Origin of the sequence: Saccharothrix australiensis, from assembly GCF_003634935.1 — a bacterium.
Classification (GTDB): Bacteria; Actinomycetota; Actinomycetes; order Mycobacteriales; family Pseudonocardiaceae; genus Actinosynnema; species Actinosynnema australiense.
Map to the genome: position 1 here is coordinate 2,862,699 of NZ_RBXO01000001.1, position 25,769 is coordinate 2,888,467.

Genomic DNA, 25,769 nt, shown 5'->3' on the forward strand with positions numbered 1-25,769 from the left:
GGGCCGGGCAATCCGGTTCGGGCCATTGCGCCCCGGTCGATCCGGTGCGGGGCAATGGTGCGCAATGGCGCGTGGTGGACGTCAATGCCGGCGGCGGGCCGCGCGCTCGATTGCGGCGGCGCGTTCCAATTCGTGCTGCGGCGTGTCCAGCACTTGGCCGAGCCAGCCGCGCCAGTACGGTCCCGGTATGCGTTTGCCCCGTTCCCAGCGCGACACCTCTTCCCTGGTCACGCTGGTGTTGCCGGAGGCGGCGTGCAGCCGCTCGGCCAAGTCGTCCTGGGTCAGCCCGCGACTGCGTCTCAGTTCGGCGAGGGTTTCGCTGATCGGTCCCGGCAGTGGCACGGCGGCACCTTTCCGTTCTCTCCGACGGGTTGTCGGCCATTGTTCCAGCGCGAGCGCGGCCGTCGGGAAAGCATCACGGTGATACCGGAGGAACATCCTGTGCGAGTGCACGTGCAATTGCCAGCGTGTCCGCATACATGCGGAACTCGCTGACCAGCCCGCGGTGCACGCTGACCGCCACGGCGAAGTCGTAGGACAGCGGCGCGCCGGTGACCTGCACCCGCGCGTGCAGCCGACCGGTGAGCACGGCGTCGGGCCCGTCCACGATCAGGCCGCGGGTGGTGATGCCGGTCAGTTCGAGCACCGCGCGGAAGGCGAGGAAGAACGACTCGACCTCGCGCGGGTTGCGGACGTCCGACGGCCACGGCGCGCCGGGCACCGGGGCGGTCCACCAGCGGACACCGTCCGCGAACAGCCTGCTCAGCCCGGCGGTGTCCTTCGCGGCCCACCGGGCGACCAGTTTCTCCACCACCATCGTGACGTCAGCTCGGCTGCGCGTCATGCGCCGTCCACGACCGTGACCGGACCACCGGGTCACCGGTGACCCGCACCCCGCCCTCCGCGCCGGGCCGCCGAACGGGCGCGGCCCGCCCGGCGGCTCCGGATCGCCCGGACGCGCGCCGTCCGGCCGGCCCGGAACACCCGGCGGGGCAGGGGTTTCGCGGGGGCGCGGAGCCCCTCGCGGGCGCGTGGTCCCCGGTGGGCGCGGAGTGCCCGTCGGAACCGGGATCCCCGGTGGGCGCGGAGTTCCCGCCGGTGTCGGCGGCGCCGTGAGCGGCACCCGGCCCGCGACCCCCGGTGCCGCCACCGCACCCGGCACCCCGGCCGGCCCCAGCGAACCCCGCACTCCCGGCGGCCTCGGCGTGCCCGGAACCCCTTGCGGCCACGGGACTCCCGGCGGTCCAGGCCGCCGCGCCGGTCCCGAAACGCCTGGCCCGCCTGCGATTCCCGCTCGAACCGGAATACCCGGCGGTGCCCGGACACCCCGGAACACCGGGCCGATCGACCCCGGAACGCTTGGCGGGCTTGGAATTCCGGGCGAGGCCGGAATATCCGGCCGGCGCCGGACCCTGCGGCGTCATCCACACCTCCCGACCGTCGCGCAGGCGTGGGGCCTGCCGGTACATGAGTACTCCTCCTGCCGCCGAGCGCGCGCCGCCACGCCGTTGCGTGCCGGAAGTGATCACTGCATACCCTGGTAGAGACCAATGGTCGCTCACAGGGGCCAATGTCGGGGCTCCGATGGGGGGAATCCGCCGGGGTGGTACCGCGAGTGCACGCGTGCCGCCCGTCCCGCGCCGTTCGGCCGATCGCCGGCACCGCTCGATCCCGAGCGTGAGATGCGCTGATGGCACAACGAGGTCGTGTTGCGGCAAGCGTGCGGTGGCCGAGGCGGCGCCAGGGGAGGAGCGACCCTGTGCCGGAACCCGCGCCGCGCGGCACCGTCATCGCAACACCCGCCGTGTCGACGACACGCCGCGCCGGCTCGGCACGATGCTGTCGACCACCATGAACGTGGCGACACCGGGCAGCGTCACGGCGAACACCCGGCGCGGGGTGCGGAGGTCGGCCTTGGCGCTCAACCGCTTGCCGTCCCACGCGCCCGGCAGCGCCGCCGCGGCGAACGGGTCCACCAGCGCGGGCACGGCCAGGAACCCGCCGCCACGCCGAGGAAAACGGTCAACGCGCCGACACCCGCCGCGCGACGCCGACCACGCGCTCCCGCAGCCGCGGCACCAGCACCGCCGGCACCGCCTCGCGGCGCGACCGCGTCGGCCGCCGCGCCGTCGTGCACGAGGCAGCACCGGTCACCCGGCGTGGCGGTCCCGGCCGCCATGACGTCCACGTGCACCTCCCGCATGTCCGTACATTGCGCCGGCTCGGAGGTGGCGGTGTCAGCGGGCCAGGACGGACCGGGTCGGCCGGGCGCTGCCCGCCGCCGCGAACTCGGCGGTGACGGCGAACCGGTCGCCCCGCACGATCGTGTGCCGCCACTCCACGGGACGGCCCGCCGCGCGGCCCTGCCGGTGGATGGACAGGCAGGCCACCTCCGGGCCGCACCGCAGCAGGGCCCGTTCGGCGGCGGTCGGCACCACGGCCCGGATGTCCTCCCGACTGGTGTCCAGTCGGACGCCGGTGCGCTCGGCCAGCACCGCGTACAGGCCGGTGCGGGTGAAGTCGGCGGTCAGGATCGGCGCGGCGACGTCGGCGGGCAGCCACGCCCGGTCGATCGCGAACGGCTCGCCGTCGGCCAGCCGCAGCCGTTCCAGGTGGACCAGCGGCGTCGAACCCTCCAGGTCGAGCCGGTCGGCGACCACGCCGTCGGCCCGGACGTCGAGCACCCGGACCGCGCTGCGCTGCTCCAACCCGGCCGCCTCGACCGAGGCGAACAGGCTGTAGAGGGTGTCCAGCGGCTGCTCGACGTCCGCGGCGGGGCTCACCCTGGGCTGCCGTCCGCGCTCGGCGACCACGAGCCCGTCCGCGCGCAGGCGTTGCAGCGCCTGGCGCACGGTGTAGCGGCTGACGCCGTACTCGTCGGCCAGCGCCAGCTCGCCGGGGAAGCCGGTGTCGAACGCTCCCGACCGCAGCCGGGCGACGAGGTCGTCCTGGAGTTGCCGCCACAGCGGGTCCGGTCCGGATCGGTCCAGTGCTCGTGGTGTCACCAGCGCAGTTTCCCACTGCCCGAGGTCGGGACGCGCCTCCGCGCCGGCGCGATTTGTGTGGACATTCGCCCCCGCGCGTGCCGAACGCGACCGTGATCGTGGTCGGCGTGCCTGCGGTGGCGCGATCGTCGAACCGTTCGCGGGCACACCGGGTGAACGCGCAGGCCGGTCGTGCCGGTTCTGTCCTGCCGCCTTGGAATGGTGCTGCACAAGGGGTTTCGGCGATCGCCCGGCGGCGCGTTTCCCGTGCGGTCATTGCGCGCATTTGATCGAAGGCGAATGTTTTCCGACGTCCGCGTACAGGCGTGCGCAGGCGAATACGTCGCGGACACCCCACCAACGGCACTTCTGCGCATCTGTGATGTGCATTACCGTTCCGCGCGGAGGTGGCCGGTGAATCGGTACGAGCGGTTGAACGCGCTGCTGGAACTGTTGGCCGAGCGCGGCAGGGTCGAGGTGGACGAGATCGCCGACGAGCTGGCCGTCTCCGGCGCGACCATCCGGCGCGACCTCGACCACCTCGCCGAACAGCGGCTGCTCACCCGGACGCGGGGCGGCGCGGTCGCCCGCTCGATCGCCTACGACCTGCCCCTGCGGTACAAGACGGTGCGGCGCGCGGGGGAGAAGCAGCGCATCGGGCGGGCGGCGGCCGAACGCGTGCCGCGCGGCGCGGTGGTCGGCATGAACGGCGGCACCACCACGACCGAGGTCGCCCGCGCGCTGATGACCAGCGCGGACGTCGGCGGTGTCGAGGGCGACGGGGTGATCACGGTGGTGACCAACGCGCTCAACATCGCCCACGAGCTGGCCGTGCGGCCCCAGGTGAAGCTGGTCGTGACCGGCGGCGTGGCGCGCCCGCAGTCCTACGAGCTGATGAGCCCGCTGGCGGGCCGCATCCTGAGCGGGCTGAGCCTGGACGTGACGTTCCTCGGCGTGGACGCGATCGACCCGGACGCGGGCGCCGCCGCGCACCACGAGGGCGAGGCGGACATCGACCGGATGCTCGCCGAACGGGCGCGCCGGGTGGTCGTGGTGGCGGACTCGTCCAAGATCGGCGTGCGGGCGTTCGCGTCGATCTGCGCCATCGGCCAGGTGCACGTGCTGGTGACCGACACCGAAGCCCGCGAGCAGGACGTGCGCCGGTTCCGCGAGCGGGGCGTCGAGGTTGTACAGGTGTGACCGCGCGCCCCGATGACGTCGACCGCGGCCGTCGCCCGGCCGCAGCACGACACCGGCACGGCCGCGACACTGTACGAGCGCTACCCCGGCCCGCACGCGACCTGCTCGCGCGCGCGACCGAGGCGGGCGGGACCACGGACCCGGCTCGACCCCGACGCCGCGCTCGACGCGCTGGTCGGCCGATCGCCTACCGCGCCCCTGGCCGGGACGCCCACCCCCGACGACCTGCTCAGGCCCCCTTCCGAGGGGCGGGCCGGAGCATGACCCACGCCATGGCCGTGGCCGCGAACAGCAGCGCCGCACCGATGCCCGAGGCGATGGCGAGCCCCTCGGTGAACGCGTCGCGGGCGGCGGCGAGCAACGCGGCGGCCGGTTCGGCGGGCAGCGCCGAGACGGCCCGCGTCGCCCCGCCGAGCGACTGGGCGGCGGCGTCGGCGACCTCGGCCGGCGTGCCCGGCGGGACGTCGAAGTCCCGGTAGACGCCCATGACGAGGCTGCCCAACACCGCGATGCCCAGCGCCATGCCCAGTTCGTAGGCGGTCTCGGACACCGCCGACGCCGCGCCCGCCTGCTCCTTGGGCACGCTGGAGAGCACCAGGTCGCCGGCGGTGGTGAAGGTCAGCCCGGTGCCCGCGCCCATCAGGAGCAGCGCCGCGCCCAGCACGGGGTAGCCGGTGGTGGGCGTGACGAACGCCGGGACCACCATCGCGATCGCGGTGAGCGCCAGACCGCCCGCGATGGCCACGCGCACGGACGTCCGGCGCACGGTCCACCCGGCGAGCAGGCCGACGACCATCGACGCGAGCATGGCGGGCATCTCGGCGACACCCGCGTGCAGCGGGCCGTAGCCCTTGACGAGCTGGAAGTACTGCGACAGGAAGTAGATCAGCCCGGACAGGCCGAAGATCGACAGCAGGTTCGCGCCGACGACACCGGTGAACACGCGGTTGCGGAACAGCCGCACGTCGATCAGCGGCGAGGGCAGCACCAGCTGCCGCCGCGCGAACAGGGCCAGCGCGAGCAGGCCGAGCGGCGCGGCCACGAGGGCGTCGACGCCCGGCCCGTCCGCCGCGATCTCCTTGACCGCGTAGACCACGGCGACGACGCCCGCCGTGGACAGCAGCGCGCTGGGCACGTCCCACGGGCCGGGGGAGGGGTTCCTCGACTCCGGCAGCAGCCTGGCCCCGACCACCAGGACGAGCGCGGCGATGGGCACGTTGATGAGGAACACCGAGCCCCACCAGAAGTGCTCCAGCAGCCAGCCGCCCAGCAGCGGGCTCGCGGCGGCCCCGGCGGACAGGGCCGCGCCCCAGACGCCGACGGCCAGGCTGCGCTCGCGCGGGTCGTGGAAGATGTTGCGGACCAGCGCCAGGGTCGAGGGCATGAGGGTCGCGCCCGCCACGCCCTGCACGACCCGGCCCGCGATCAGCGCCTCGGCGGTGGGCGCGTAGGCGATGAGCAGGGACGCCAGGCCGAACGCGGCCGTCCCGATCAGCAGCAGCCGCTTTCGCCCGATGCGGTCGCCGAGGCTGCCCATGCTGACCAGCAGCCCGGCCAGGACGAACGCGTACACGTCGCCGATCCACAGGAGCTGCGTGCCCGTCGGCCGGAGGTCCTCGCTGAGGAACGGCGTGGCCAGCGCCAGGACCGTGCCGTTGACGGCCACGACGACGACGGCCATGACCAGGACGGCCAGCGCCGGCCACCGGCCCGGTGCCCGGTGGTGCTCGGTCGTGTCGTCCAGTGTGGGACCGGTGCTCATGCTCGTTCCTCGGCTCGGTGGTCCGTGACCCGTTCCCGGTGTCGGGTGGGGTGTCCTGAGATGACAGTACCTCCCGTGAGACAAATTTGTCTCATAACGTGACGAAGTCCCGTACCCGAGGCGGAGGTGTCGCAGGGCACTAGACTCGCCCGGTGACGATGAGCCGGGAGCGGATGCTGCGCGCGGCGGCCGACTTCCTCGGGCGGCGTCCGAACGCGACCCAGGACGAGATCGCCAAGGCGGTCGGCGTCAGCCGCGCCACGCTGCACCGCCACTTCGCCGGGCGCGGCGCGCTGCTCGCGGCGCTGGAACACCTGGCCGTGGCGCAGCTGCGGGAGGCGCTGGACGCCTCCCGCCTGGACGAGGGCCCGGCGGCGGAGGCGCTGCGCCGGCTGGTCGCGGCGTGCGAACCCGTGTCGCCCTACCTGGCGCTGCTGTACTCGCAGAGCCAGGAACCCGACCCCGACCGCGAACCCGCCGCGTGGGCCGACATCGACGCCCGGATCGTCGAGCTGTTCCAGCGGGGCAGGCGGACCGGCGAGTTCGGCCCGGACCTGACCTCGGCCTGGCTCACCGACGCCTTCTACAGCCTGGTGGCCGGCGCGGCGTGGTCGATCCAGGCGGGCCGGGCGGCGTCCCGCGACTTCACCCGGATGGTTACCGACCTCATCCTGAACGGCATCACCCGCTCCTGACGACCCGGCAACGCCCAGCACGTTCACCCACTGGCGGGACCTGGCCTCCGCCGCGCGGGCCACACGACGCCGGAAGCGCCGCCGAGCGAATCGCCCGACGACGCCACCGTGCCGGCCGATCAGGACCGGCGTCACGGCCTGGAAGGCGGATCAGTCCACGTGGCACGTCCGGTCGCGGGCGGGCAGCGTGCCGTCCGCGAGGTAGGTGTTCACGCTGTCCCGCACGCACTTGTTCGGGAAGAACTCGAACACGCCGTGGATGCGCACGTCCTTCAGGGTGACCAGGCGCGACTTGGTCATCGACCGGTGCAGCGCGACCCCCGTCTCGTAGGTGGTGCGGGTGTCACCGGTGGCCTGCACGATCAGCGCGGGCACCGAGTTGCGCACCTCGGTCGGCCGCTCGACGGGAGGCGCCCAGAAGGCGCACGGCGTGATGTTGTGCGCGAACGCGCCGAACACGGGCTGGGTGGCGCGGTGCCGCTCGATGTCGCGCCAGTACGACTCCGGGTCGCGCGGCTCGGCCGCGTCACCGCACATGACGGCGGCCTGGCCGGAGTTCTGGGTCTCGGGCGTCGGCCGGTACGCGAACCGCAGGGTGGCGTCCAGCTCCGGGCTCGGCTGGACCACCTTGCCGCCCGCGGCGTCCGCGATCTGCCGCACGTAGCTCGTGAGCAGGGCGTCCTGGCGGGCGTCGGACAGCGGGCCGAACAGCACCAGCGGCAGGTAGTGCTGGTCCAGCCGGTGCTCGCCGAGCCGGATCGGCTCCCGCGCGGCGCTGCGCACCAGGTCCTCGACCAGCGCGCGCACCCGCGCGGCGGTGCCGCCGAGGTGGTACTCGGCGTCGCGGTCCGCCGCCCAGGCCGCCCAGTCGTCCAGCGCGGTCTCGTTCGCCTTGCCCAGGAGCTGCCGGGCGGGCCTGGTCCAGCGGTCCGGGTCGGTGGCGCTGTCCAGCACCACGCGGTCGCTGCGCTGCGGGAACATCTGCGTGTACACCGCGCCCAGGTACGTGCCGTACGAGACGCCGAAGTAGCTGATCCGGCGCTCCTTGAGCGCGCCGCGGATGACGTCCATGTCCCTGGCGGTGTTGCGGGTGGTGATGTGCGGCAGGAGGTCGCCCGCCTTGTCCCGGCACCGCTGCGCCAGGTCGGCCTGCGTCCGTGCGCCGCGCTCGAACGAGGCGCGGTCCACACCCGCCGACTGGAGCATGCTGCCCACCGGCCACCCGCAGTCGACGGGCGTGGAGCGGCCGATGCCGCGCGGGTCCATGCCGATCAGGTCGTACCGCGCCCGCACCTCCGGCGTCATCGCGTCCCGGACGGTGAGCATCATGTCGAGGCCCGCCCCGCCGGGGCCGCCGGGGTTCGACAGCATGACCCCGCGCCGCTTCGCGCCGTCGGACGCCTTCAGCCGGGAGATCGCGACGGTGATCGTCCGGCCGCGCGGCTCGCGGTAGTCCAGCGGCACCGCGACGTCCGCGCACTCCGCGCCGGCGGCGTCCAGCTTCTCGTCACCGCAGGGTTGCCAGCTCAGGTGCTGGCGGTGGAACCGCTCCAGGCCACCGCGTTCGGCGGCGCCCTCGGCGGTCGGGGCGGCCCCGGCCACGCCGGCGGCCGTCAGCAGGCTCAGCCCGGTCAAAGCGGTGACCGCCAACTTCTTGCCCTGTCTCACTATCGCGCTCCGTGGATCTCATGTGGACGGATGATCGGGTGGCGGGGCGCGCGCACCGTCGAGCCGGCTGTCGGCCCGCCCGGTGTCGCCGCCGCGCTCAGGAGGTGGCGCACACGGCGGCGTCGACCGCCTTGAGCACGTTCGCCGAGCCGTCCGGCGACGAGGAGACCTCGTTGACCGTGACGTTCACGGCACGGCCGTCGGCGGTGACGCCGCCGCGCGTGCGGAAACCGGGGACGGTGCCGCCGTGGCCCCAGAGCTCCTTGCCGCAGGACACCGGGTAGCGGATCAGGCCGAGGCCGTAACCCGCGCCCGGCGCGATGTCGGCGGGCACGGTGCGCTTCATCTCGGCAAGCTGCGCCGCGGGCAGCAGCCGCCCGCCCAGCAGCGCGGTGAAGAACCGGTTCAGGTCCTCGCCCGTGCCCACCACCGCACCGGCCGCGCCCGCCCAGGACGGGTCCTGCTCGGTGTAGTCGACGCGCTCACCGTCGACCCGGTGGTAGCCGCGCGGGTGCGGGCCGCGCAGCCCGGTCTCGCCGGGCCGGGGGAAGTAGGTCGACCGCAGCCCGAGCGGCGCGGTGACCCGGCGGGTGACCTCGGCGGCGACCGGCCGCCCGGTCACCTGCTCGACGAGCATGCCCGCGAGGACGTAGTTCGTGTTGGAGTACTCCCACTTCGCGCCGGGCTCGAAGCGCGGCGGGAGGGTCATCGCGGCGGCGACCAGCTCGGCCGGCCCGTAGTGCCGCCACCGGGCCGCGACCGGGTCCACCACCGCCAGGTAGTCGGACAGGCCGCTGGTGTGCTGGAGCAGCTGCCGGACGGTGACGCGGGTTCCGTCGTTCCCGTTGCCCCGCACCACGCCCGGCAGGTGGCGCTCGACCGGGTCGTCCAGCCCGACCTCGCCCTCGGCCACCAGTTGCAGCACCACGGTGGCGACGAACGTCTTGGTGTTGCTGCCGATGCGAACGCGCGCCCGGTGGGGGAACGGCCGACCGGTGCGCAGGTCGCCGACACCGCGCGCGACCTCCCGGCTCCGGCCGCGCTCCGTCACCACGGCCTGTGCGCCCGGCAGCCCGTCGGCCCGGATGAGCCGGTCGAGCGCCACCGCGATCTCCCGCTCACCACCCCGGTCGACCGCGCCCGCCGGTGCCCCACCTGCCTGCGCCGCGCCGCCCGTGGCCGCCGCGGGCGACACGAGCACGGCGGCCACCAAGCCCGCCGTCACCGTCGCCCCGACCGCGGATCGCAGCAGAACCCGTGCTCCCAAAGCGCCTCCTCGGATGACCGGAGCCGTCCGTCCGGCGTCCGTTGATCACGAAGTTACAAAGCCGCGACCCGCGATCCCAGGAGGCCAACTCCCCGAACCGGGGTGAGGCTGCCGCCCCGGCGCGTGGTAGCGCTGGCTGTACCAAGGATGCGGCAAACGGCCTGATCGCGCCTTCCCGAGAACGCGTGCCGCGTGGACCACCGGGCAGCGCCGCCACCGGCAGCCGTCGCGGCGGGTCCCGGAATTCCCTGTGAGCGGACCTCCCCGGCGGCGCGCCGACCGGCGTCCGGGCGTGCCCCGGTGCGTCGGACTCCCGGGGTTCTCCCAGGAACGCTCCGGGAACGCCCGGCCCGCCACGATCGCCGCCATGACGACCATCGAAGTACGCGGCCTCACCAAGCGGTACGGGGACGACACCGTGGTGGACGACCTGTCGTTCACCGTCGAGCCGGGGCAGGTGACCGGGTTCCTCGGCCCGAACGGCGCGGGCAAGTCCACCACCATGAAGATGGTGGTCGGCCTCGTCGCCCCCCCACCAGCGGCTCCGTCACCATCGGCGGACGGCGCCACCGCGACCTGCCCGCGCCCCTGACCGAGGTGGGCGCGCTGCTCGACGCCGGCGCGGTGCACGGCGACCGCAAGGCGTACGACCACCTGCTGGCGCTCGCGGTGAGCAACGGCCTGTTCCGCCGCCGGGTCGACGAGGTGCTCGCCCGCACCGGGCTCGACGGCGTCGCGCGCAAACGGGCGGGCGGGTTCTCCCTCGGGATGCGGCAACGGCTCGGCATCGCGGCGGCGCTGCTCGGCGACCCGCGCGTGCTGATCTTCGACGAGCCGGTCAACGGCCTCGACCCCGAGGGCATCCGCTGGATCCGCGACTTCATGCGCTCCCTGGCCCGCGAGGGCCGCGCCGTCCTGGTCTCCAGCCACCTCATGAGCGAGATGGCGCACACCGCCGACCACCTGGTGGTCGTCGGGCGCGGCCGGCTCATCGCCGACACCGGCATGGCCGAGTTCCTGCACGCCAACGGCGAGGGCACGGTGCTGGTCCGCACCCCGGAACGGGCCGCCTTCGCGCGCCGGCTGACCGCCGCCGGCGCCACCGTGCGTGACGGGCTCGAATCCTCGCTGGTCGTCTCCGGACCGACCAGCGAGGAGATCGGCAAGCTCGCCGCGCACCACGACGTCGCGCTCACCGAGCTCACCCCGCGCCGGGCCTCGCTGGAGGACGCCTTCATGGAGCTGACCAGGGACAGCGTCGACTACCGGGGAGCGGCCGCGTGAACGCCACCGCCACCGCACCACGCTGACCGCCACACCCGACCGGACCCGGCTGCCGGCGGCGAAGGTCGTCGTGGCCGTCGCCGTCGCCGGCCAACTGCTGATGTTCGCCGTGTTCCTGCTCGGGCAGGCCGCCCTCGCCGGGCACGGCGCGCCGCACGCGGCGCTCGGCGACCCCGGCGTGCTGCCCGCCGTCACGGGCGGCGGCCTGTACCTGGCGGCGATCGCGCTGCTCGCGGTCGGCCTCGGCACCCTCATGAGGGCCACCGCCGGCGCGCTCGCCATGCTCGTCGGCATCGTCTTCCTGGTGCCCGCCGTCGCGGGGCTGCTCCCGTCGTGGCTGAGGGGTGTGGTCGACTACTGGCCGAGCAAGGGCGCGGCGGCGGTGTTCGCGACGGTGCCCGACCCCGCCTACCCGCACCCCTGGCTCAACCTCGGCGGGATGTGCCTGGGCGTCGTCGCCGTGCTCGTCGCGGCGTTCGCGGTGTTCCGGCGTCGGGAGGTGTGGTGCGCCGGCGTGGGCCTGTGGTGCGCCGGCGGGGACGTGCGGCGCGCCACCGGGCGGGCCGGCTCTCGGCAACGCCGCCGCCCACACCCCGCCGGGCACCCCCGTCCGCATCGGCGTCGGCACCGCGGCCGGCCGCGCCGTGCGCGTGGTGGCGGACGACGGCCAGGGGATGACGCCCGGACAGGCGGCCCGCGCCTTCGACCGCTTCTACCGGGCCGACCGCTCGCGGACCCGGTCGGGTGGCGCCGACGCGGGACTGGGCCTCGCCATCGCCCGGTCGCTGGCGCGTGCCCACGGCGGCGACGTGGAACTGGAGACGGGGGTGGGGGAGGGCGTGCGCTTCCGGCTGACCCTGCCGCTGACATTGCCGCTGCCCGACGAGCGCTGAGTGCTGTGTTCGTTTCCGGGGAGAACGTTTCGAAGTGATGTCAGTGACTGACATCACTCCCGATCGGCCCCGCCGCCGAGGACGCGCGCGGCCCTCGGTCGATCGTCCGGTCGTCCGTTGACCAGGGCAAGCAGTCCGAGGGCCGCGGTGCACCTCACGAGCGCGAGCGATGCCCTCTCCCGTTCGCACAACGCACTTGACCTACATAATAACTTCAGTGTTGACCAAACACAGCCACGTTGCAGCAACGCCACGCGATATCGGTCACCGACATCACTCGCCGACGTACTCCGCGAGATGCTGACCGGTGAGCGTCGAGCGTGCCGCGACCAGATCGGCCGGCGTGCCCTCGAACACCACCCGGCCACCGTCGTGCCCCGCGCCGGGCCCGAGGTCGATGATCCAGTCCGCGTGCGCCATGACCGCCTGGTGGTGCTCCACGACGATGACCGACTTGCCCGCGTCGACCAGCCGGTCGAGCAGGCCGAGCAGCTGCTCCACGTCGGCGAGGTGCAGACCGGTGGTCGGCTCGTCCAGGACGTAGACGCCGCCCTTGTCACCCATGTGGGTGGCCAGCTTGAGCCGCTGCCGCTCACCACCGGACAGCGTGGTGAGCGGCTGGCCGAGGCTGAGGTAGCCCAGGCCGACGTCGGCGAGCCTGCCGAGGATCGCGTGCGCGGCAGGCGTGCGCGCCTCGCCCGAGCCGAAGAACTCCTCCGCCTCCGCCACCGACATCGCGAGCACCTCGCTGATGTCCCGGCCGCCGAGGTGGTACTCCAGCACCGCCGGCTGGAACCGCTTGCCCTCGCAGTCCTCGCACACGGTCGCGACGCCGGCCATCATCGCCAGGTCCGTGTAGATGACGCCGGCCCCGTTGCAGGTGGGGCACGCGCCCTCGGAGTTCGCGCTGAACAGCGCCGGCTTCACGCCGTTGGCCTTGGCGAACGCCTTGCGGATGGGGTCGAGCAGCCCGGTGTAGGTCGCCGGGTTGCTGCGCCGCGAACCGCGGATCGCGCCCTGGTCGATCGACACCACGCCCGCGCCGGCGGGGATCGACCCGTGCACGAGCGAGCTCTTGCCGGAACCCGCGACACCGGTGACGACGACCAGCACCCCGAGCGGGATGTCGACGTCGACGTCGCGCAGGTTGTGCGCCGTCGCGCCGCGGATCTCCAGCGCGCCGGTGGGCGTCCGCACCGCGTCCTTGAGCGAGGCCCGGTCGTCGAGGTGGCGGCCGGTGACGGTGCCGGCGGCGCGCAGCCCCTCGACGGTGCCCTCGAAGCACACCGCGCCGCCCGCCGTGCCCGCGCCGGGCCCGAGGTCGACGACGTGGTCGGCGATCGCGATCGTCTCCGGCTTGTGCTCCACGACGAGCACCGTGTTCCCCTTGTCCCGCAGGCGGAGCAGGAGGTTGTTCATCCGCTGGACGTCGTGCGGGTGCAGGCCGACGGTGGGCTCGTCGAAGACGTAGGTGACGTCGGTGAGCGACGAGCCGAGGTGGCGGATCATCTTGACGCGCTGCGCCTCGCCGCCCGACAGCGTGCCCGCCGGCCGGTCCAGCGAGAGGTAGCCCAGTCCGATCTCCACGAACGAGTCGAGCGTCCGCAGCAGCGTCGCCAGCAGCGGCGCGACCGACGGCTCGTCGAGGCCGCGCACCCACTCGGCCAGGTCGCTGATCTGCATCGAGCAGGCGTCGGCGATGCTGGTGCCGCCGATGCGCGAGGACCGGGCCGCCTCGCTCAGCCGCGTGCCGTCGCACTCGGGGCAGGTGGTGAAGGTGACCGCCCGGTCGACGAACGCCCGGATGTGCGGCTGGAGCGCTTCGGGGTCCTTGGACAGGAACGACTTCTGCACCTTCGGGATCAGGCCCTCGTAGGTGAGGTTGACGCCGTCGACCTTGACCTTGACGGGTTCCTTGTGGAGGAAGTCGTGCAGCTCCTTCTTGGTGTACTCGCGGATCGGCTTGTTCGGGTCGACGAAACCCGACTCGGCGTAGACCCGCACGGTCCAGAAGCTGTCGGACTTCCAGCCGGGGATGGTGATCGCGCCCTCGGCGAGCGACTTGGAGTCGTCGTAGAGCTGGGTGAGGTCGAGGTCGGTGACGGTGCCGCGGCCCTCGCAGCGCGTGCACATGCCGCCGGTGCGGTTGAAGGTCTCCTTCACGGCCTTGGTCCTGGCGCCGCGCTCGACGGTGATCATGCCGCTGGCCCGGACCGAGGCGACGTTGAACGAGTACGCGCTGGGCGGCCCGATGTGCGGCTGCCCGAGCCGGCTGAAGAGGATGCGCAGCATCGCGTTGGCGTCGGTGGCGGTGCCGACGGTGGAGCGGGGGTCCGCGCCGAGCCGCTGCTGGTCGACGACGATCACGGTGGTGAGGCCGTCGAGCACGTCGACCTCGGGCCGCGCCACCGTCGGCATGAAACCCTGGACGAAGGCGCTGTAGGTCTCGTTGATCATGCGCTGGGACTCGGCGGCGATGGTGCCGAACACCAGGGAGCTCTTGCCCGAGCCGGAGACGCCGGTGAACACCGTGAGGCGGCGCTTCGGGATCTCGACGCTGACGTCCTTGAGGTTGTTCACCCGCGAGCCTTGCACGCGGATCATGTCGTGGCTGTCGGCGAGGTGCGGCGCGGGCGACGACGTGTCCGTCCTCTTGGGCATGTTGCTCCTGTGTTGGATGGCCGCGACTCCGTCGCGGCGGCTCGGCCGCCATTTTGGTCGGGCCGTCGCGCCTGATTTCCCGTCGATCGAAGAGCGTGATCGACGGGAAATCAGGCGCGACAACCCGACGCGGCCTCGCGTGGGGGCTCGGCCTTGTCATCGGAGGAGGCGAGGGCGAGGGTGGCGGGTGTGGAGGGTGGCGCTGGTGTGGAGGGTGGCGTGGGTGTGGAGGGTGGAGCGGGTGGGTGGGGAGGGGGGTTCAGGACAGTTGTTGGATGCGGATCAGGTTGCCGGCCGGGTCGCGGAAGGCGCAGTCGCGCACGCCGTAGGGCTGGTCGGTCGGTTCCTGCACGACCTCCGCGCCGCCGGCCTGGAGGCGGTCGAAGACGCCTTCGAGGTCCTTGGTGGCCAGGTTGACGCCGGCGAAGGTGCCCTTGGCCATCATCTCGGTGATGGTGCGGCGCTCGTCCTCGGTGATGCCGGGGTCGGCGGCCGGCGGGTGCAGGACGATCGACGTGTCGGGCTGGCCGACGGGGCCGACGGTGATCCAGCGCAGGCCCTCGTAGCCGACGTCGTTGCGGACCTCGAAGCCGAGGGTGTCGCGGTAGAAGGCGAGGGCCGCGTCGGGGTCGTCCTGCGGGAGGAAGCTGGAGTGGATGGTGATGTCCATGCCGGTCAGGTTAGGTGGGCCGGCGGAGGGTCGCTTCTCGATTCCTGATCGGTCTGGTGACCTGTTTCGAGACGCAGGACGGCATGCCCGCCGTCGCCCCCGCGGCCTGGTCGCGGTAGGTGCTGGGCGGCACGCCGACCAGTTCGGTGAAGCGGGTGCTGAAGGTGCCCAGCGACGAGCAGCCGACCGCGAAGCAGACCTCCGTGACGCTGAGGTCGCCCCGGCGCAGCAATGCCATCGCGCGCTCGATGCGCCGCGTCATGAGGTATCCGTACGGCGACTCGCCGTAAGCGCGTCGGAACTGGCGGCTGAGGTGGCCGGCCGACATGTTCACGCCGCGCGCGAGGGCTTCCACGTCGAGCGGCTGCGCGTACTCCCGGTCGATCCGGTCACGGACCCGACGCAACCGTGCGAGGTCGCCGAGGCGGTGCGCCGCTGCGGGTTTGCTGGTCACGTGCGCGATCGTGCCACATGCGGCTGTATGGAGTAGCGCGGTTGCCTGCCCGAGGTGGTGAGCTGGGTCTCCGCCGTTGCGGCTGCCGTCTCCGCGTGCGGCGGAAGCACTGCGGCCACCCGGGTGCCCTCGGGTGGCCGCGGCGCTTCGGTGCGGAACGTCGCCGGTGGCTACGTGAGCTGCACCCAACCGGCCTGGAGGTCGCCTTCCTCCCCCGACAGCTGCCCGTCGGATGACGGCGACGCGGGTGCCGGAGAGCCGGACGTCGGCGACCGTGGTGATCTGCCGGATTCACCCGGCGATGTCGTCGGTGCGCGTCTGGGTGCCGTTGTGGCGGGTGGACGTCTCGCTCAGGCCGCCGGCCTGCGACGACCGGCTGGTGACGGCGACGAGTCCACCGCGCGGGACGACGGTCGTGACGTCCACGACGTGCTCGCCGGGCTGGTCGAGCACGGTTCGCCCGATCGTGGCGGTGGTGGGCTGCTTCGGCGCGGTGCCGGGTCGGACGGGGTCGTCGGCGAAGCACGACACGGCGGTCACCACCCACTGCGGCGCGACCAGCGCGCCGCTGCATGCCCGGCCACCGGTCTCGGGGCGGCCGATGGAGAACTCGGCGGTGAACGGGAAGGCCGCGCTCGCGTCGCCGGGACCACCGACGGGGTGTGCGGCGGGCGCGGTCAGGAGCGCGCCCGCGGTGATCGCGGTGACCAGCACACCGGTGGTCCGCACCGGGCGACGGCGGAGGGATCCCATGGGAATCTCGGAACTCTTCTGCGGCAGGGTGGTGGTGTCCGCCCGCACGTCGCGACCCGCCGGTGCGGGCCGGTCGACGTGCGAGGGCAGCACCGGGCGCGCCCGCGGTGGGCGAGCGGTCGGTGGGCGGGCGGGACCAGGCGCGCCGGCAGATCGAACTCCGCGACGACCGCCACACCCCGACCGCGTCCCGGACGTGACCACCGGGCGCGCGTCCCGCACCCGACGGCCCGCGCGACCGGGCCGGGCCTGCCGGCCCGGCGGTGACCCCGGACCGGCACGCGGGCGGTGGTGCGGAAAACCCGTTGGCGGACACGGGGGCCGGTGGGTAGTGTCCGCCGCGTCAAACCGTGAACTCGTGGGCTCGACGCCCTGGAAAGCAGATGATGTATGTCCTGGCATTGGCCGAGTGCGTCCCGCCATCGCACCTCGGCCGGGTCCTGTCGCTGACCGCTCACGCGTGTCGGCTTTCCCGGCGTCGTCGGGTGCGGCTTCGGGCTGCCCGTCTTCCCTGACGCGGCCGCCCACCGCGGGCGAGGACCGCTCGGCCCCTCCGGCCTTCGACCGTACGAAGTACGAGATCCGGCTAGGAGAGTTCCGGGTGTCCAACACCGACAAGAACAGCAACCCGTCCCACTCCGGTGTGCGCACGGAGACCTTCGCCTGCGTGTGGTGCGGGCTGACGGTCGCCGCGGCGGCTCCCGACGGCAGGCGGCGCAACCACTGCCCGAGCTGCCTGCACTCGCGGCACGTCCACGACCACGTCGAGGACGGGCCGTCCGAGTGCCAGGCGCGGATGGCGCCCATCTCGATCGCGGTGCTGCGCAACGGCGACTGGAAGGTCATCCACCGCTGCACGCGCTGCGACGAGCTGACCGCGAACCGGGTGCACGGCGACGACAACCAGCTCATCCTGATGCGGCTGGCCGTCCGCCCGCTGGCGCAACCGCCGTTCCCGCTGGAGGTTTTCGGCGACCTGTGAGGGTCGTCGGGGAACGGGGAGAACCATGCCACGACACAACTCGCGGCACACCGGGCGGCGCGTCCAGCGGCACAAGGACGCGCCTCCGGGCGTGGACCGGCGGCCCGGCGGCGCGTTCCGCTGCGCGGGCTGCCGGCTGGACGTGCCGCTGACCGCACCGGGCACGGCGCACCGCAACCACTGCCCGCAATGCCTGAGCAGCCGACACGTGGACGGCCGGGTGCCCGGCGACCGCGCGGCCGACTGCGGCGGGCGGATGGAGGCGCTGAGCCTGTCGATCAGACCGGACGGCGAGTGGCTGCTCATCCACCACTGCCTGGTCTGCGGTGAGCTCAGCGCCAACCGCATCGCCGGCGACGACAACCCGCTGGCGCTGCTGAGGATGGCGGTCCGGCCGCTGTCCGACAGCACGATCCCGGTGCGGGCCCTGCTCGCGCTGTGACCCGCGACCCCGGCGTCGACCCCATCCGGTCGACGCCGGGGTCCGGGCGTCAGGCGTGCCCGTCACCACCGGCCATGCCGGGCCGCCCGCCGCGGAACACGACGTCCACGAGCCGCTGCGTCGCCTTCTGGAACGGCACGGCCAGCGACAGCGCGGCGTCGTCCACGTAGTTCAGCGTGGCGGTCAGGGTCTTGCCGCCGTCGGGCGTGCTGTACATCAGCGCCGCGTGCCCGGCCGCGCCGCCGTTGTGGCTGATGATCGTGCGGCCCTGGCCGATGTCCTGCACGAACACACCCAGGCCGTAGCCCATGTCCGGGATGGGCGTCGGGCGGGGCGTGCACATCTCGGCCAGCAGCGGCGCCGGGAGGAGCTTGCCGCTCAGCAGCCCGGAGATGAACGTGTGCAGGTCCTGGGCGGTCGAGATCATGTCGCCGCCGCTGGAGATCCAGGAGGGGTTGTGGCGCGTGACGTCGACGGTCCGCTCCTGCCCGCCGTCCTCGTACCGGTAGTAGGCGCGGGGGTGCGGCTCGGGGACCTCGGTCCCGGTGGTCGGCGCGACGGTGTTGGTCATCCCGAGCGGCCCCAGGACGAGCCGCTGCAACTCCTCGGCCGGCGGGCGGCCGGTGACCTGCTCGACCAGCAGCCGGGCCAGCACGTAGTTGGTGTTGGCGTAGCTCCAGCCCGTGCCCGGCTCGAACCGCGCGGGCTTGGCCAGCGCCAGCCGCGCCAACTCCTCCGGCCGGTAGGTCTTGAACCGGTTGTCCACCCACTCCTTGCCGGCGGTGGTGGCGGGGATCCCCGGCACGAACGTCCCGTCGTCGTAGTACTCGCCGGTGAAGTTGAAGATCCCGCTGGTGTGCTGCAACAGCATCCGCACCGTGATCCGCTCGTCGAGCCCGAACCCCGGCAGGAGGCCGGCCACCGCGTCGTCCAGCCCGAACCTGCCCTCGGCCACCAGTCGCAGCACCAGGGTCGCGACGAACGTCTTGGTGTTGCTGCCGATCCGGACGTGCCCGTCGGTCGGCGGCTGCGCGGTCCCACCCAGCTCGGCGACACCGGCCGCGCCGACCCACACACCCCGCTCGTCCTGCACGCGCAGCGCGACCCCGGTGAGACCGGAATCGACGATCTCCTGGATGACCTGCTGCAACTCGGGGCGGTCCGGCGCGGTGCTCGGGGTGGGCTGGCCCTGGTCGGTGACGGTGGTGGACATGGCCGTGTGCTCCTCGGGATCGGTCGCGAAGGTCGAGTGGGCCGATGAGGGGCGTCGCACCCCATCGGGAGCGGTGCTGGTCATCGGGTGCCCTTCGTCGAGGTCGTTGCGACCACTGTGGCCGGCGGACCGGACACGGGACTGTCACGGCTCTGACACCGACCACGCCGGGGGTGCGGGCGGGTGACAGGGCCGTGTTTCCGCGTGGCCGGGGAGGGGTTGGCCGGGGCTCCGCCCCAGCCGGCGCAGCAGCTCGGCGCGGGTGGCGTGGTAGCCCGCCGGCCGGGGCCCGAGGCGGTCGACGATCGCCGGCGCCACCTCCGGGCCGTCGAGTTCGGCGACGGCGATGGCCCGGTTGAGGGCGACGACCGGTGACGGGTCGAGGCGGACGAGCTGGTCGTAGAGCGCGAGCACCTGCGACCAGTCGGTGTCGCGCATGTCGCGGGCGGAGGTGTGCACGGCGTTGATCGCCGCGAGGACCTGGTAACGCCCCGGAGGCCAGGCGTTCGCGCACCAGCCGATGGCCCTCGGCGATCAGCGCCGCGTCCCACGCACCGCGGTCCTGCTGGTCGAGGGGGACCAGTTCGCCGCCGGCGATCCTGGCGGCGCGGCGGGCCTCGGTGAGCAGCATCAGCGCCAGCAGCCCGGCCACCTCGCCGTTGTCCGGCAGGAGGGCGCGGATCAGGCGGGTGAGCCGGATCGCCTCGGCGGTCAGGTCGTGGCGCACCGGCCCGGTGCCGGGGCCGGTCGCCAGGTAGCCCTCGTTGAACACGAGGAAGAGCACGGCGAGCACACCGGAGACGCGCGCCGGGAGGTCCTCCGCGGACGGCACGCGGTAGGGGATGCGCGCCGCCTTGATCTTGACCTTCGCGCGGGTGATCCGCTGTCCTCCTCCGGCGTGGCGAGGGCGGCCCGGTCGTGGATCACGGAAGCCAGGTACTGCATCCGGAGATCGTCTCCCGTGGGTCGAGGCGGTGCGGTGTGCGGGTCGGGTACGTCAGGCCGTCGCGTAGCGCGGGCGTCCGGCGGGCCGGTAGACCTGGATCGTCACGCCCCGCGAGTCGACTCGCGACTCGACCGGGTCGAGCGCGAGATCCGGGCCCGCGTCCGGGAACAACCGCGCGCCTTGGCCGAGCACCACGGGGATGACGATCAGGGTGATCTCGTCGACCAGGCCGTTCCGGAGCAGCCACCGGGTCAGGGCGCCACTGCCGTGCACCTGCAACTCGCCCCCCGGCCGGGCCTTCAGGTCCGCGGCGAACAGCTCGTAGGTCCGCCTGCCGAACAGGAACGCGTCGGCGCGCTGGTAGGTCCGGTTGATGAACGCGTGGGTCTCGTCGTCGCCCTTCCCCAGGGCCCACCCACCGCGCTCGAACCCGTTGCGGCGGTCCTCGTCCGTCGCGCCGCCGTTGGTCGCAGGCGGTCCGACGACACGACGGTTCCGTGCCCGCTGTCGGCACGTCGACGTGCAGGGCCGAGCGCTGGGGCTCGCTGCTCAGCAGATGCAGAACTCGTTGCCCTCCGGGTCCTGCATGACCGCGAAGCAGTCCATCTCGTCCTCGACCGTGCGGACGTGCTTCGCCCCGCCCTCGACCAGTCGTGCGGCCTCGGCGTCGACGAGCGCGCGGCGCGACTCCTTCGGCGTCCCACGAGGCCCGGCGACCCGGACGTCCAGGTGCACGCGGTTCTTGCCCACCTTGCGTTCCGGCACGCGCTGGAACAACACCCGCGGACCCACTCCGTCCGGGTCGAACACCGCGTTCCACGCCTCCTCCCCGACACCTGCGGCCCGCGAGAAGTCCGACCAACTCGCGTACCCCTGCGGTGGGGGCTCCAGCCGGTAGTCGAGCGCGGACGCCCAGAACCGCGCCAGACGCCCCGGATCGACGCAGTCCACCACCACCTGCACCTGTTTCGCCATGCGCCGACTATGCCGGAATCACGGGACGCGCCGCAGGGTGGACGACCGGGTGAGTCCCGCATCGCCCGAAAGGCCCACCGCGCTGCCGGTCATTCGACCCACAGTGCGTGGGCACATCCGGGGTTATCTTGCGGCCGACCCACCCACCACTCGGAGGAGCACCATGACGACCACCCGCCGCGTTCTCACCGGTCTGGCCACCGCAGGTCTGGTCATCTCGGTCCTCGGCGCGGGCTCCGCCTCCGCCGCGACCAAGGGCAAGATCATCATCTCCAACAACTGCGGCAAGGCGGTGTCCACCACGATCCACCGCACCGACGGCTCGATGATCGCGGGCACCGGCGCCGCCCCGGCGGGCAGCTTCCTGTCCTACCCGGTCTACCCCGGCACCTACCAGGTCCGCGTGCCCGCAGGCAACCGGAACGTGCGCATCCTCGACCTCGGCGGCAAGGCCCACGCGGCCGTCGTCCGGGCCTGCTGACCCCGACCGACGGCACGCCGCCCCCGGCGCCGGCCGGTGGCCCAGCCGGTGCCCAGCCGCGTCGGGGGAGGTTCTGCGCGGACGTCCCCGCGGACCGGTCTGGCCACCGTGTCGATCACCGTGGACGACACGTGCGCAGCCGGGAATGATCGACGGTCGCGGCCCGGTGCGCTGGTACCTTCGGCTGTCATGGTTGACGCCCTGCGGCTGGCCAAGGTCGTGGTCGAATCGCTCGTGCGCCGCTTGCTGGCCGATCGACAGCGACGCGATGAGCGGTCCCGCCCCTTGTCGGAGCTGATCAACGTCTCGCTCGTCGACGACTACCAGCGGCGCAAGCTCCGGCGTGAGATCGAGGCGATGCGGGACGCGGTCGCGCAGCGGCTCGACTCCTTCTCCGGCCAGGAGTGGAACGGGCTCGCGGAGGGGGACCGCAACGCCGCGCTGGCGGCGGTCGTCGACGCGTTCGAGTCCGCGGACCTGTCCGACGCGGCGTTCCTCGCCGCCGACGCCGACCCCCTGCGGTTGGCCCGCGACATCAGGGCGACCGTACCGGCGCTGCCCGCCGAAGCAGGGCTCAGCGGCCCGGCTTCGGCCTACTACGACCGGTTGTTGGACGAGTGCTGCACGGTCCACGCCCAACTGACGGTGCACTTGTCCGCCTTCACCTCACGTGGCCTGGTCGAACTGCTCGGCCGGGCCTCCTCGCTCAGCGCCAAGGTCGAGCAGGTGCTGCACCGGCTGCCCCTGCGAGCGCTGGACGCCCCGACCGGGTCCGACCACGACGCGGAATTCCTCGACCGCTACCTCGCCCACATCAGCGCGACGTTGGACACCGTCGAGCTGTTCGGCCTCGACGTGCGCGGCTACCGTCCGGCCAACACCCTCAGTGTCGCCTACATCAGCCTCACGGCCTCGCTGGAAACCGGGCGATCGCGGGAGCGACGGGACCACAGCTGGAGAAGGGGCGACCGACCCGATGAAGCGCCCAAGGAAGAAGCCGGGGTTCGTGTCGAGCACGTGCTCAGCGGCGCACGGCGAATCCTCCTGCGGGGAGACGCGGGGTCGGGCAAAACAACGCTGCTGCACTGGCTGGCGGTCAACGCGGCGCGTGGCGCGTTCAAGGCCGAACTCCGCGACTGGAACGGGCTCACGCCGTTCCTGGTCAAGTTGCGCGGGTACGCGGGCCGCACACTGCCCGCCCCCGAGAGGTTGCTCGACGGTGTGGCCGACCCGCTCGCCGGCTTGATGCCGCCCGGATGGGCGCATCGCCGGCTCGGCGAGGGTCGGGCACTGCTCCTGGTGGACGGGGTCGACGAACTCCCGGCGGATGATCGCCGCGCGGCACGGGACTGGGTCCGGCAGCTGCTCCACGCGTACCCCGACAACCGGGTGGTCGTGACTTCGCGACCACATGCCGCAGCCGCGAGGTGGCTGGGAGCGGAGAACTTCGAGTCGGCCGCGCTCGACCGGATGCACGCGACCGACGTCCGCAACCTGATCGCACACTGGCACGAGGCGATCCGCGACGCGGACGGCCTGCCCTGCGACCCGGAGGAGCTACAGGGGTACGAACGCGCGCTGCTGGCGCACTTGGACGCCAGCCCGCACTTGCAAGGCTTGGCTGCCAATCCCTTGCTGTGCGCCATGTTGTGCGCCCTGAACCTGGATCGGCACAGCGCGCTCCCACTGGATCGCATGGGCGTCTACGCGGCGGCACTGGACATGCTCTTGGAACGCCGCGACGTCGAAAGGCGTGTGCCCAGCTACGCCGGCACGCAGCTCAAGGTGCGCGACAAGATCGACCTGCTCCAGTACCTCGCGTGGCGGTTGTCGGTGAACAGCCGCACGCAGATGTCCCGCGAGGATGCCATCCGTCGGTTGTCCGAACGGTTGGCCGCGATGCCGTTGCAGGCCGCCGACCCCGAGGCGGTCCTCGACCACCTGCTGCACCGCAGCGGTGTGGTTCGGGAGCCGGTGGTCGATCGCATCGACTTCGTCCACCGCACCTTCCAGGAATACCTCACGGCTCGGGAAGCCGCGGAGCAGGGCGATGTCGGTCTCCTGGTGGGCCACGCCCATCTGGACACCTGGCGGGAGACGATCATCATGGCGGCCGGCCACGGCAACCGGCCGACCCGGCACGAGCTGCTCACCGGGCTTCTGCGCAGAGCAGAAGCCGAGCCCAGGAACTCACGCGGGTTGCGACTGCTGGCGGCCGCTTGCCTGGAAACCGTCGGGTCCCTCGACGGCGACCTGCGCGCGCGGGTCGAGGGGTGCCTCGTGGAACTCATCCCTCCCAGGAGGTCCGAGGAGGCCCGTTCGCTCGCGTCGGCGGGTCCGGCACTGTTGCGCCACGCACCTCACGACCTGAGTGGTCTCTCCGAGCGGGCGAGCCGGTCGATGGTCGAGAGCGTGGCGCTGCTCGGTAGCCCGCAGGCTCTGCAACTGCTGTCGCGCTATGCGTCGGACCGGAGGCACGCTGTGCGAGAGCAGTTGTTCAAGCTGTGCGGCTACTTCCATCCCCAGGACTACGCCGAACAGGTCTTGTCCCGCATGGAGGGCTTCTTCGAAGAGCCGTGGATCACGAGCCTGCCCCAGCTCCGGGCTGCCCGCTGCCTGGCGGACCTGACGAAGATAAGCCATCTCCAGTTGACCGGCGTCGGTGACCTGTCCGCCGATCTCGCGGATCTGCCACCGGTGTCCGGCATGTGGCTCAGTGGAGAAATCGATGACATCTCCGAATTGGTGAAGCACGCTGGAACACTGACCCGGCTGGTCATCTGGTCCCAAGCCCCGATCAGGAGCCTGACGCCGCTGAGCCACCTGACCAACCTGACTTCACTGGTCGTCAGCCACCCCGGAGGGATCGACGACCTCCGCCACCTGGAGCGCATGCCCGCTCTGGAAGAGCTTTGGCTGTACGACTGCCGGCGGGTCGACGATTTCTCCCCGCTGCTCGGGCTGACCAGGCTGCGGCGCCTCCGGCTGGAGACACCGGTCCAGCCACGGGTTTGGGGACTCTTACCCGAACTTCCCGCGCTCACGCGGCTCGACCTGCTCGGAAGCGCGCCGCCGCCGGACGGGCTCGCGGGTGTCGTCGCGACCGTACCGGGCCTCACCGAATTGAGCCTGATGGGCGCGGATTGGGTCGAGGACATCGATGCCGTCGTTGGCTTACCCGAGCTGGAATCGATGAACATCGACAGCGACCGGCTGGCCGAGATCTCGCCACTGCGCCAACTGCCGAAGCTCGCCACCCTCGATCTGGACTGTCCGGGGACCACCGACTTGGCGCCGCTCACGGGAATTCCGTCCTTGCGCACGCTCTACCTCCGCAGGAGGATGTCAGGAGTCGACCTCTCGCCATTGGCCGGGTGCGAAATGCTGATCTACTTGGACGACCGGGCTGAAGCCAGGAAATGGCGCCCCAAGGTGGGGCGCAAGGTGAAGCTCCGCTCGATCTGACGCCGCAGTGCACCTGAGAGGCGCCCCACGACCCGGCGCACGATGGCGTGCGTTTGCCCGGTCCGACGCCGGGTAGCCGACCGTGGTGACCAGTGAACTGCCGATTCCCGATTTCGACCAGCTCCCGCTGGGGGACCTGCGCCACCGCATCCGGTCCCTCGGGGAGGACGAACTCCGCCGCGTGAGGGACCACGAGGCCGCGCACGGCAACCGCGCACCCGTCTTGCAGGTGGTCGACGCCAGGCTGAAGGAACTCGCCGACGGCGCCGAACCGTCGGGCGGCGACCAGCGCAACACTCCTCCGGTCAGCGGCGCGCACACCGAGCCCCCGATCTCGCCGCAGCACTCCCCGGACGACAACACACCGCTGCGCCACGGCGTCGCCGGGCAGACGCCCGCACGAGGACGCGACTGATCCGGCCGCCCGCGAACACCACCCCGCCGAGTCCAAACCGAAGACCTTTCGGGTGATGTGACCGTTACGGCGTCACACGGCTCACGGCGGTCACGGTCCGGGTTCGCGTGCGGTCGACCAGGAGATCGGTGCTGTCGGCGAACTGGTCGACGGCCCCGATGAGCGGGGGATCGCGAAGGTCGGGATCGGTGATGCCGGCCACGAGTGCCTGGCTGAACCGGGAGCGGCGGGGCCGCGCACCGGCAGCCGGACGACCTCGGGCAGCTCCGACCGCCCCGCCGAGGCGGTGGCCGGCGCTTCCTCGATCAGCTCCGCCGAGCGGGCGCGGGCCTGCTGCTGGGTCGTCATCGTCCAGGCGGCCAGCGGCTCGTAGGCGTAGGCGTTGACCACGTGCGGCGGGGCCCGTCGTAGTACCGCCTCGTCCATCGCCCACCCCAACCCGCGTTCACCCGCAGGGGTGCCGTCGACGCCGACCACGATCGGATTCGTGCTCATGGCTCCGCCTCGTCGAACCCGATGAAGACCTCCGACGCGCCGCCGGAGGGTGCCCGCGCTGGAG

23 protein-coding genes and 3 pseudogenes are annotated in these 25,769 nt (G+C 72.7%); 9 read left to right on the top strand and 17 right to left on the bottom strand.

Annotated features, from left to right (window positions below; genetic code table 11):
• Positions 1–81: 81 nt before the first annotated feature.
• From C8E97_RS13295 to C8E97_RS13310, 5 genes are all read right to left on the bottom strand, one after another.
• Positions 82–342, bottom strand: coding sequence for a helix-turn-helix transcriptional regulator (locus C8E97_RS13295; RefSeq protein WP_246018859.1), 261 nt, complete (start codon positions 340–342; stop codon positions 82–84).
• A 73-nt stretch (positions 343–415) separates the two neighbouring features.
• Positions 416–844 (bottom strand): nuclear transport factor 2 family protein, encoded by a 429-nt coding sequence (locus C8E97_RS13300; RefSeq protein WP_121005292.1) that lies wholly within the window; start codon positions 842–844, stop codon positions 416–418.
• Between the two features lie 943 nt (positions 845–1,787).
• The gene (locus C8E97_RS35270) at positions 1,788–1,988 is read right to left on the bottom strand and encodes a hypothetical protein (protein WP_211347002.1); all 201 of its coding nucleotides are present in this window, start codon (positions 1,986–1,988) and stop codon (positions 1,788–1,790) included.
• Positions 1,989–2,022: 34 nt separating this feature from the next.
• Positions 2,023–2,154, bottom strand: a complete 132-nt coding sequence (locus C8E97_RS36460; protein WP_281275397.1) for a hypothetical protein — start codon at positions 2,152–2,154, stop codon at positions 2,023–2,025.
• 83 nt (positions 2,155–2,237) lie between these two features.
• Positions 2,238–3,005, bottom strand: a complete 768-nt coding sequence (locus C8E97_RS13310) for a GntR family transcriptional regulator (protein WP_121005294.1) — start codon at positions 3,003–3,005, stop codon at positions 2,238–2,240.
• 393 nt (positions 3,006–3,398) lie between these two features.
• On the opposite strand from C8E97_RS13310, the gene C8E97_RS13315 reads away from it, so the two are divergent.
• The gene (locus C8E97_RS13315) at positions 3,399–4,184 is read left to right on the top strand and encodes a DeoR/GlpR family DNA-binding transcription regulator (protein ID WP_121005298.1); all 786 of its coding nucleotides are present in this window, start codon (positions 3,399–3,401) and stop codon (positions 4,182–4,184) included.
• 229 nt (positions 4,185–4,413) lie between these two features.
• Here C8E97_RS13315 and C8E97_RS13325 read toward each other — a convergent pair whose 3' ends face one another.
• Complete coding sequence (locus tag C8E97_RS13325) at positions 4,414–5,946, bottom strand: MFS transporter (RefSeq protein WP_121005304.1); 1,533 nt, start codon at positions 5,944–5,946, stop codon at positions 4,414–4,416.
• Between the two features lie 158 nt (positions 5,947–6,104).
• Between C8E97_RS13325 and C8E97_RS13330 the strand changes: the two genes are divergently transcribed.
• Positions 6,105–6,641, top strand: coding sequence for a TetR/AcrR family transcriptional regulator (locus tag C8E97_RS13330; protein WP_211347223.1), 537 nt, complete (start codon positions 6,105–6,107; stop codon positions 6,639–6,641).
• A gap of 150 nt (positions 6,642–6,791) precedes the next feature.
• On the opposite strand, the gene C8E97_RS13335 is transcribed toward C8E97_RS13330, so the two are convergent.
• Both C8E97_RS13335 and C8E97_RS13340 read right to left on the bottom strand, forming a co-directional pair.
• Positions 6,792–8,309, bottom strand: a complete 1,518-nt coding sequence (locus C8E97_RS13335; RefSeq protein ID WP_121005310.1) for an alpha/beta fold hydrolase — start codon at positions 8,307–8,309, stop codon at positions 6,792–6,794.
• A gap of 97 nt (positions 8,310–8,406) precedes the next feature.
• Positions 8,407–9,576 carry a serine hydrolase domain-containing protein gene (locus tag C8E97_RS13340; protein WP_246018861.1) on the bottom strand — a complete coding sequence of 390 codons (1,170 nt, stop codon included), beginning with the start codon at positions 9,574–9,576 and terminating at the stop codon, positions 8,407–8,409.
• Positions 9,577–9,943: 367 nt separating this feature from the next.
• Here C8E97_RS13340 and C8E97_RS13345 point away from each other — a divergent pair.
• Both C8E97_RS13345 and C8E97_RS35960 read left to right on the top strand, forming a co-directional pair.
• Positions 9,944–10,860, top strand: a pseudogene (locus C8E97_RS13345) (ABC transporter ATP-binding protein).
• 344 nt (positions 10,861–11,204) lie between these two features.
• Positions 11,205–11,753 carry a sensor histidine kinase gene (locus C8E97_RS35960; RefSeq protein WP_246018863.1) on the top strand — a complete coding sequence of 183 codons (549 nt, stop codon included), beginning with the start codon at positions 11,205–11,207 and terminating at the stop codon, positions 11,751–11,753.
• Positions 11,754–12,026: 273 nt separating this feature from the next.
• Here the strand turns inward: C8E97_RS35960 and C8E97_RS13360 are convergent, their stop codons facing one another.
• The 4 genes from C8E97_RS13360 to C8E97_RS13375 all read right to left on the bottom strand — a co-directional run bounded on the left by C8E97_RS13360 (position 12,027) and on the right by C8E97_RS13375 (position 16,267).
• Entirely contained in the window at positions 12,027–14,414 is a 2,388-nt protein-coding gene (locus C8E97_RS13360) for an ATP-binding cassette domain-containing protein (RefSeq protein ID WP_121005313.1), read from the bottom strand.
• Positions 14,415–14,673: 259 nt separating this feature from the next.
• Positions 14,674–15,084, bottom strand: coding sequence for a VOC family protein (locus C8E97_RS13365; protein WP_121005316.1), 411 nt, complete (start codon positions 15,082–15,084; stop codon positions 14,674–14,676).
• A 10-nt stretch (positions 15,085–15,094) separates the two neighbouring features.
• Positions 15,095–15,538 (bottom strand): helix-turn-helix transcriptional regulator, encoded by a 444-nt coding sequence (locus tag C8E97_RS13370; protein WP_121005319.1) that lies wholly within the window; start codon positions 15,536–15,538, stop codon positions 15,095–15,097.
• A 291-nt stretch (positions 15,539–15,829) separates the two neighbouring features.
• Positions 15,830–16,267, bottom strand: coding sequence for a trypsin-like serine protease (locus C8E97_RS13375; protein WP_246018865.1), 438 nt, complete (start codon positions 16,265–16,267; stop codon positions 15,830–15,832).
• A 625-nt stretch (positions 16,268–16,892) separates the two neighbouring features.
• Between C8E97_RS13375 and C8E97_RS35965 the strand changes: the two genes are divergently transcribed.
• Both C8E97_RS35965 and C8E97_RS13385 read left to right on the top strand, forming a co-directional pair.
• On the top strand, positions 16,893–17,273 hold the full coding sequence (locus tag C8E97_RS35965; protein WP_121005322.1) for an RNHCP domain-containing protein: 381 nt from the start codon (positions 16,893–16,895) through the stop codon (positions 17,271–17,273).
• 25 nt (positions 17,274–17,298) lie between these two features.
• Complete coding sequence (locus tag C8E97_RS13385; RefSeq protein ID WP_121005324.1) at positions 17,299–17,715, top strand: RNHCP domain-containing protein; 417 nt, start codon at positions 17,299–17,301, stop codon at positions 17,713–17,715.
• 49 nt (positions 17,716–17,764) lie between these two features.
• Here the strand turns inward: C8E97_RS13385 and C8E97_RS13390 are convergent, their stop codons facing one another.
• The 4 genes and pseudogenes from C8E97_RS13390 to C8E97_RS13405 all read right to left on the bottom strand — a co-directional run bounded on the left by C8E97_RS13390 (position 17,765) and on the right by C8E97_RS13405 (position 20,849).
• Positions 17,765–18,928, bottom strand: coding sequence for a serine hydrolase domain-containing protein (locus tag C8E97_RS13390; RefSeq protein ID WP_121005328.1), 1,164 nt, complete (start codon positions 18,926–18,928; stop codon positions 17,765–17,767).
• 228 nt (positions 18,929–19,156) lie between these two features.
• Positions 19,157–19,817, bottom strand: a pseudogene (locus tag C8E97_RS13395) (RNA polymerase sigma factor); the annotation flags it as partial.
• 108 nt (positions 19,818–19,925) lie between these two features.
• A pseudogene (locus tag C8E97_RS13400) lies at positions 19,926–20,339 on the bottom strand (dihydrofolate reductase family protein); the annotation flags it as partial.
• An 84-nt stretch (positions 20,340–20,423) separates the two neighbouring features.
• Positions 20,424–20,849 carry a VOC family protein gene (locus tag C8E97_RS13405; protein ID WP_121005334.1) on the bottom strand — a complete coding sequence of 142 codons (426 nt, stop codon included), beginning with the start codon at positions 20,847–20,849 and terminating at the stop codon, positions 20,424–20,426.
• 163 nt (positions 20,850–21,012) lie between these two features.
• On the opposite strand from C8E97_RS13405, the gene C8E97_RS13410 reads away from it, so the two are divergent.
• From C8E97_RS13410 to C8E97_RS13420, 3 genes are all read left to right on the top strand, one after another.
• Positions 21,013–21,330 carry a hypothetical protein gene (locus tag C8E97_RS13410; RefSeq protein ID WP_121005337.1) on the top strand — a complete coding sequence of 106 codons (318 nt, stop codon included), beginning with the start codon at positions 21,013–21,015 and terminating at the stop codon, positions 21,328–21,330.
• Positions 21,331–21,519: 189 nt separating this feature from the next.
• Positions 21,520–24,795 carry an NACHT domain-containing protein gene (locus C8E97_RS13415; protein ID WP_121005340.1) on the top strand — a complete coding sequence of 1,092 codons (3,276 nt, stop codon included), beginning with the start codon at positions 21,520–21,522 and terminating at the stop codon, positions 24,793–24,795.
• Between the two features lie 85 nt (positions 24,796–24,880).
• Positions 24,881–25,210, top strand: coding sequence for a DUF8129 domain-containing protein (locus tag C8E97_RS13420; RefSeq protein WP_211347004.1), 330 nt, complete (start codon positions 24,881–24,883; stop codon positions 25,208–25,210).
• A 90-nt stretch (positions 25,211–25,300) separates the two neighbouring features.
• Here C8E97_RS13420 and C8E97_RS34480 read toward each other — a convergent pair whose 3' ends face one another.
• A complete protein-coding gene (locus tag C8E97_RS34480) occupies positions 25,301–25,705 on the bottom strand; it encodes a universal stress protein (protein ID WP_246018867.1) in 405 nt (134 codons plus the stop codon).
• Between the last annotated feature and the right edge of the window lie 64 nt (positions 25,706–25,769).

Bases quoted from the DNA above. Each gene is read 5' to 3' on its own strand.
- C8E97_RS13360 (WP_121005313.1), bottom strand. From the start codon at position 14,414: ATGCCCAAGAGGACGGACACGTCGTCGCCCGCGCCGCACCTCGCCGAC.
- C8E97_RS13365 (WP_121005316.1), bottom strand. From the start codon at position 15,084: ATGGACATCACCATCCACTCCAGCTTCCTCCCGCAGGACGACCCCGAC.
- C8E97_RS13410 (WP_121005337.1), top strand. From the start codon at position 21,013: ATGACGACCACCCGCCGCGTTCTCACCGGTCTGGCCACCGCAGGTCTG.
- C8E97_RS13325 (WP_121005304.1), bottom strand. From the start codon at position 5,946: ATGAGCACCGGTCCCACACTGGACGACACGACCGAGCACCACCGGGCA.
- C8E97_RS13405 (WP_121005334.1), bottom strand. From the start codon at position 20,849: ATGGCGAAACAGGTGCAGGTGGTGGTGGACTGCGTCGATCCGGGGCGT.
- C8E97_RS34480 (WP_246018867.1), bottom strand. From the start codon at position 25,705: ATGAGCACGAATCCGATCGTGGTCGGCGTCGACGGCACCCCTGCGGGT.
- C8E97_RS13330 (WP_211347223.1), top strand. From the start codon at position 6,105: ATGAGCCGGGAGCGGATGCTGCGCGCGGCGGCCGACTTCCTCGGGCGG.
- C8E97_RS13390 (WP_121005328.1), bottom strand. From the start codon at position 18,928: ATGTCCACCACCGTCACCGACCAGGGCCAGCCCACCCCGAGCACCGCG.
- C8E97_RS13415 (WP_121005340.1), top strand. From the start codon at position 21,520: ATGGTTGACGCCCTGCGGCTGGCCAAGGTCGTGGTCGAATCGCTCGTG.
- C8E97_RS13385 (WP_121005324.1), top strand. From the start codon at position 17,299: ATGCCACGACACAACTCGCGGCACACCGGGCGGCGCGTCCAGCGGCAC.
- C8E97_RS13300 (WP_121005292.1), bottom strand. From the start codon at position 844: ATGACGCGCAGCCGAGCTGACGTCACGATGGTGGTGGAGAAACTGGTC.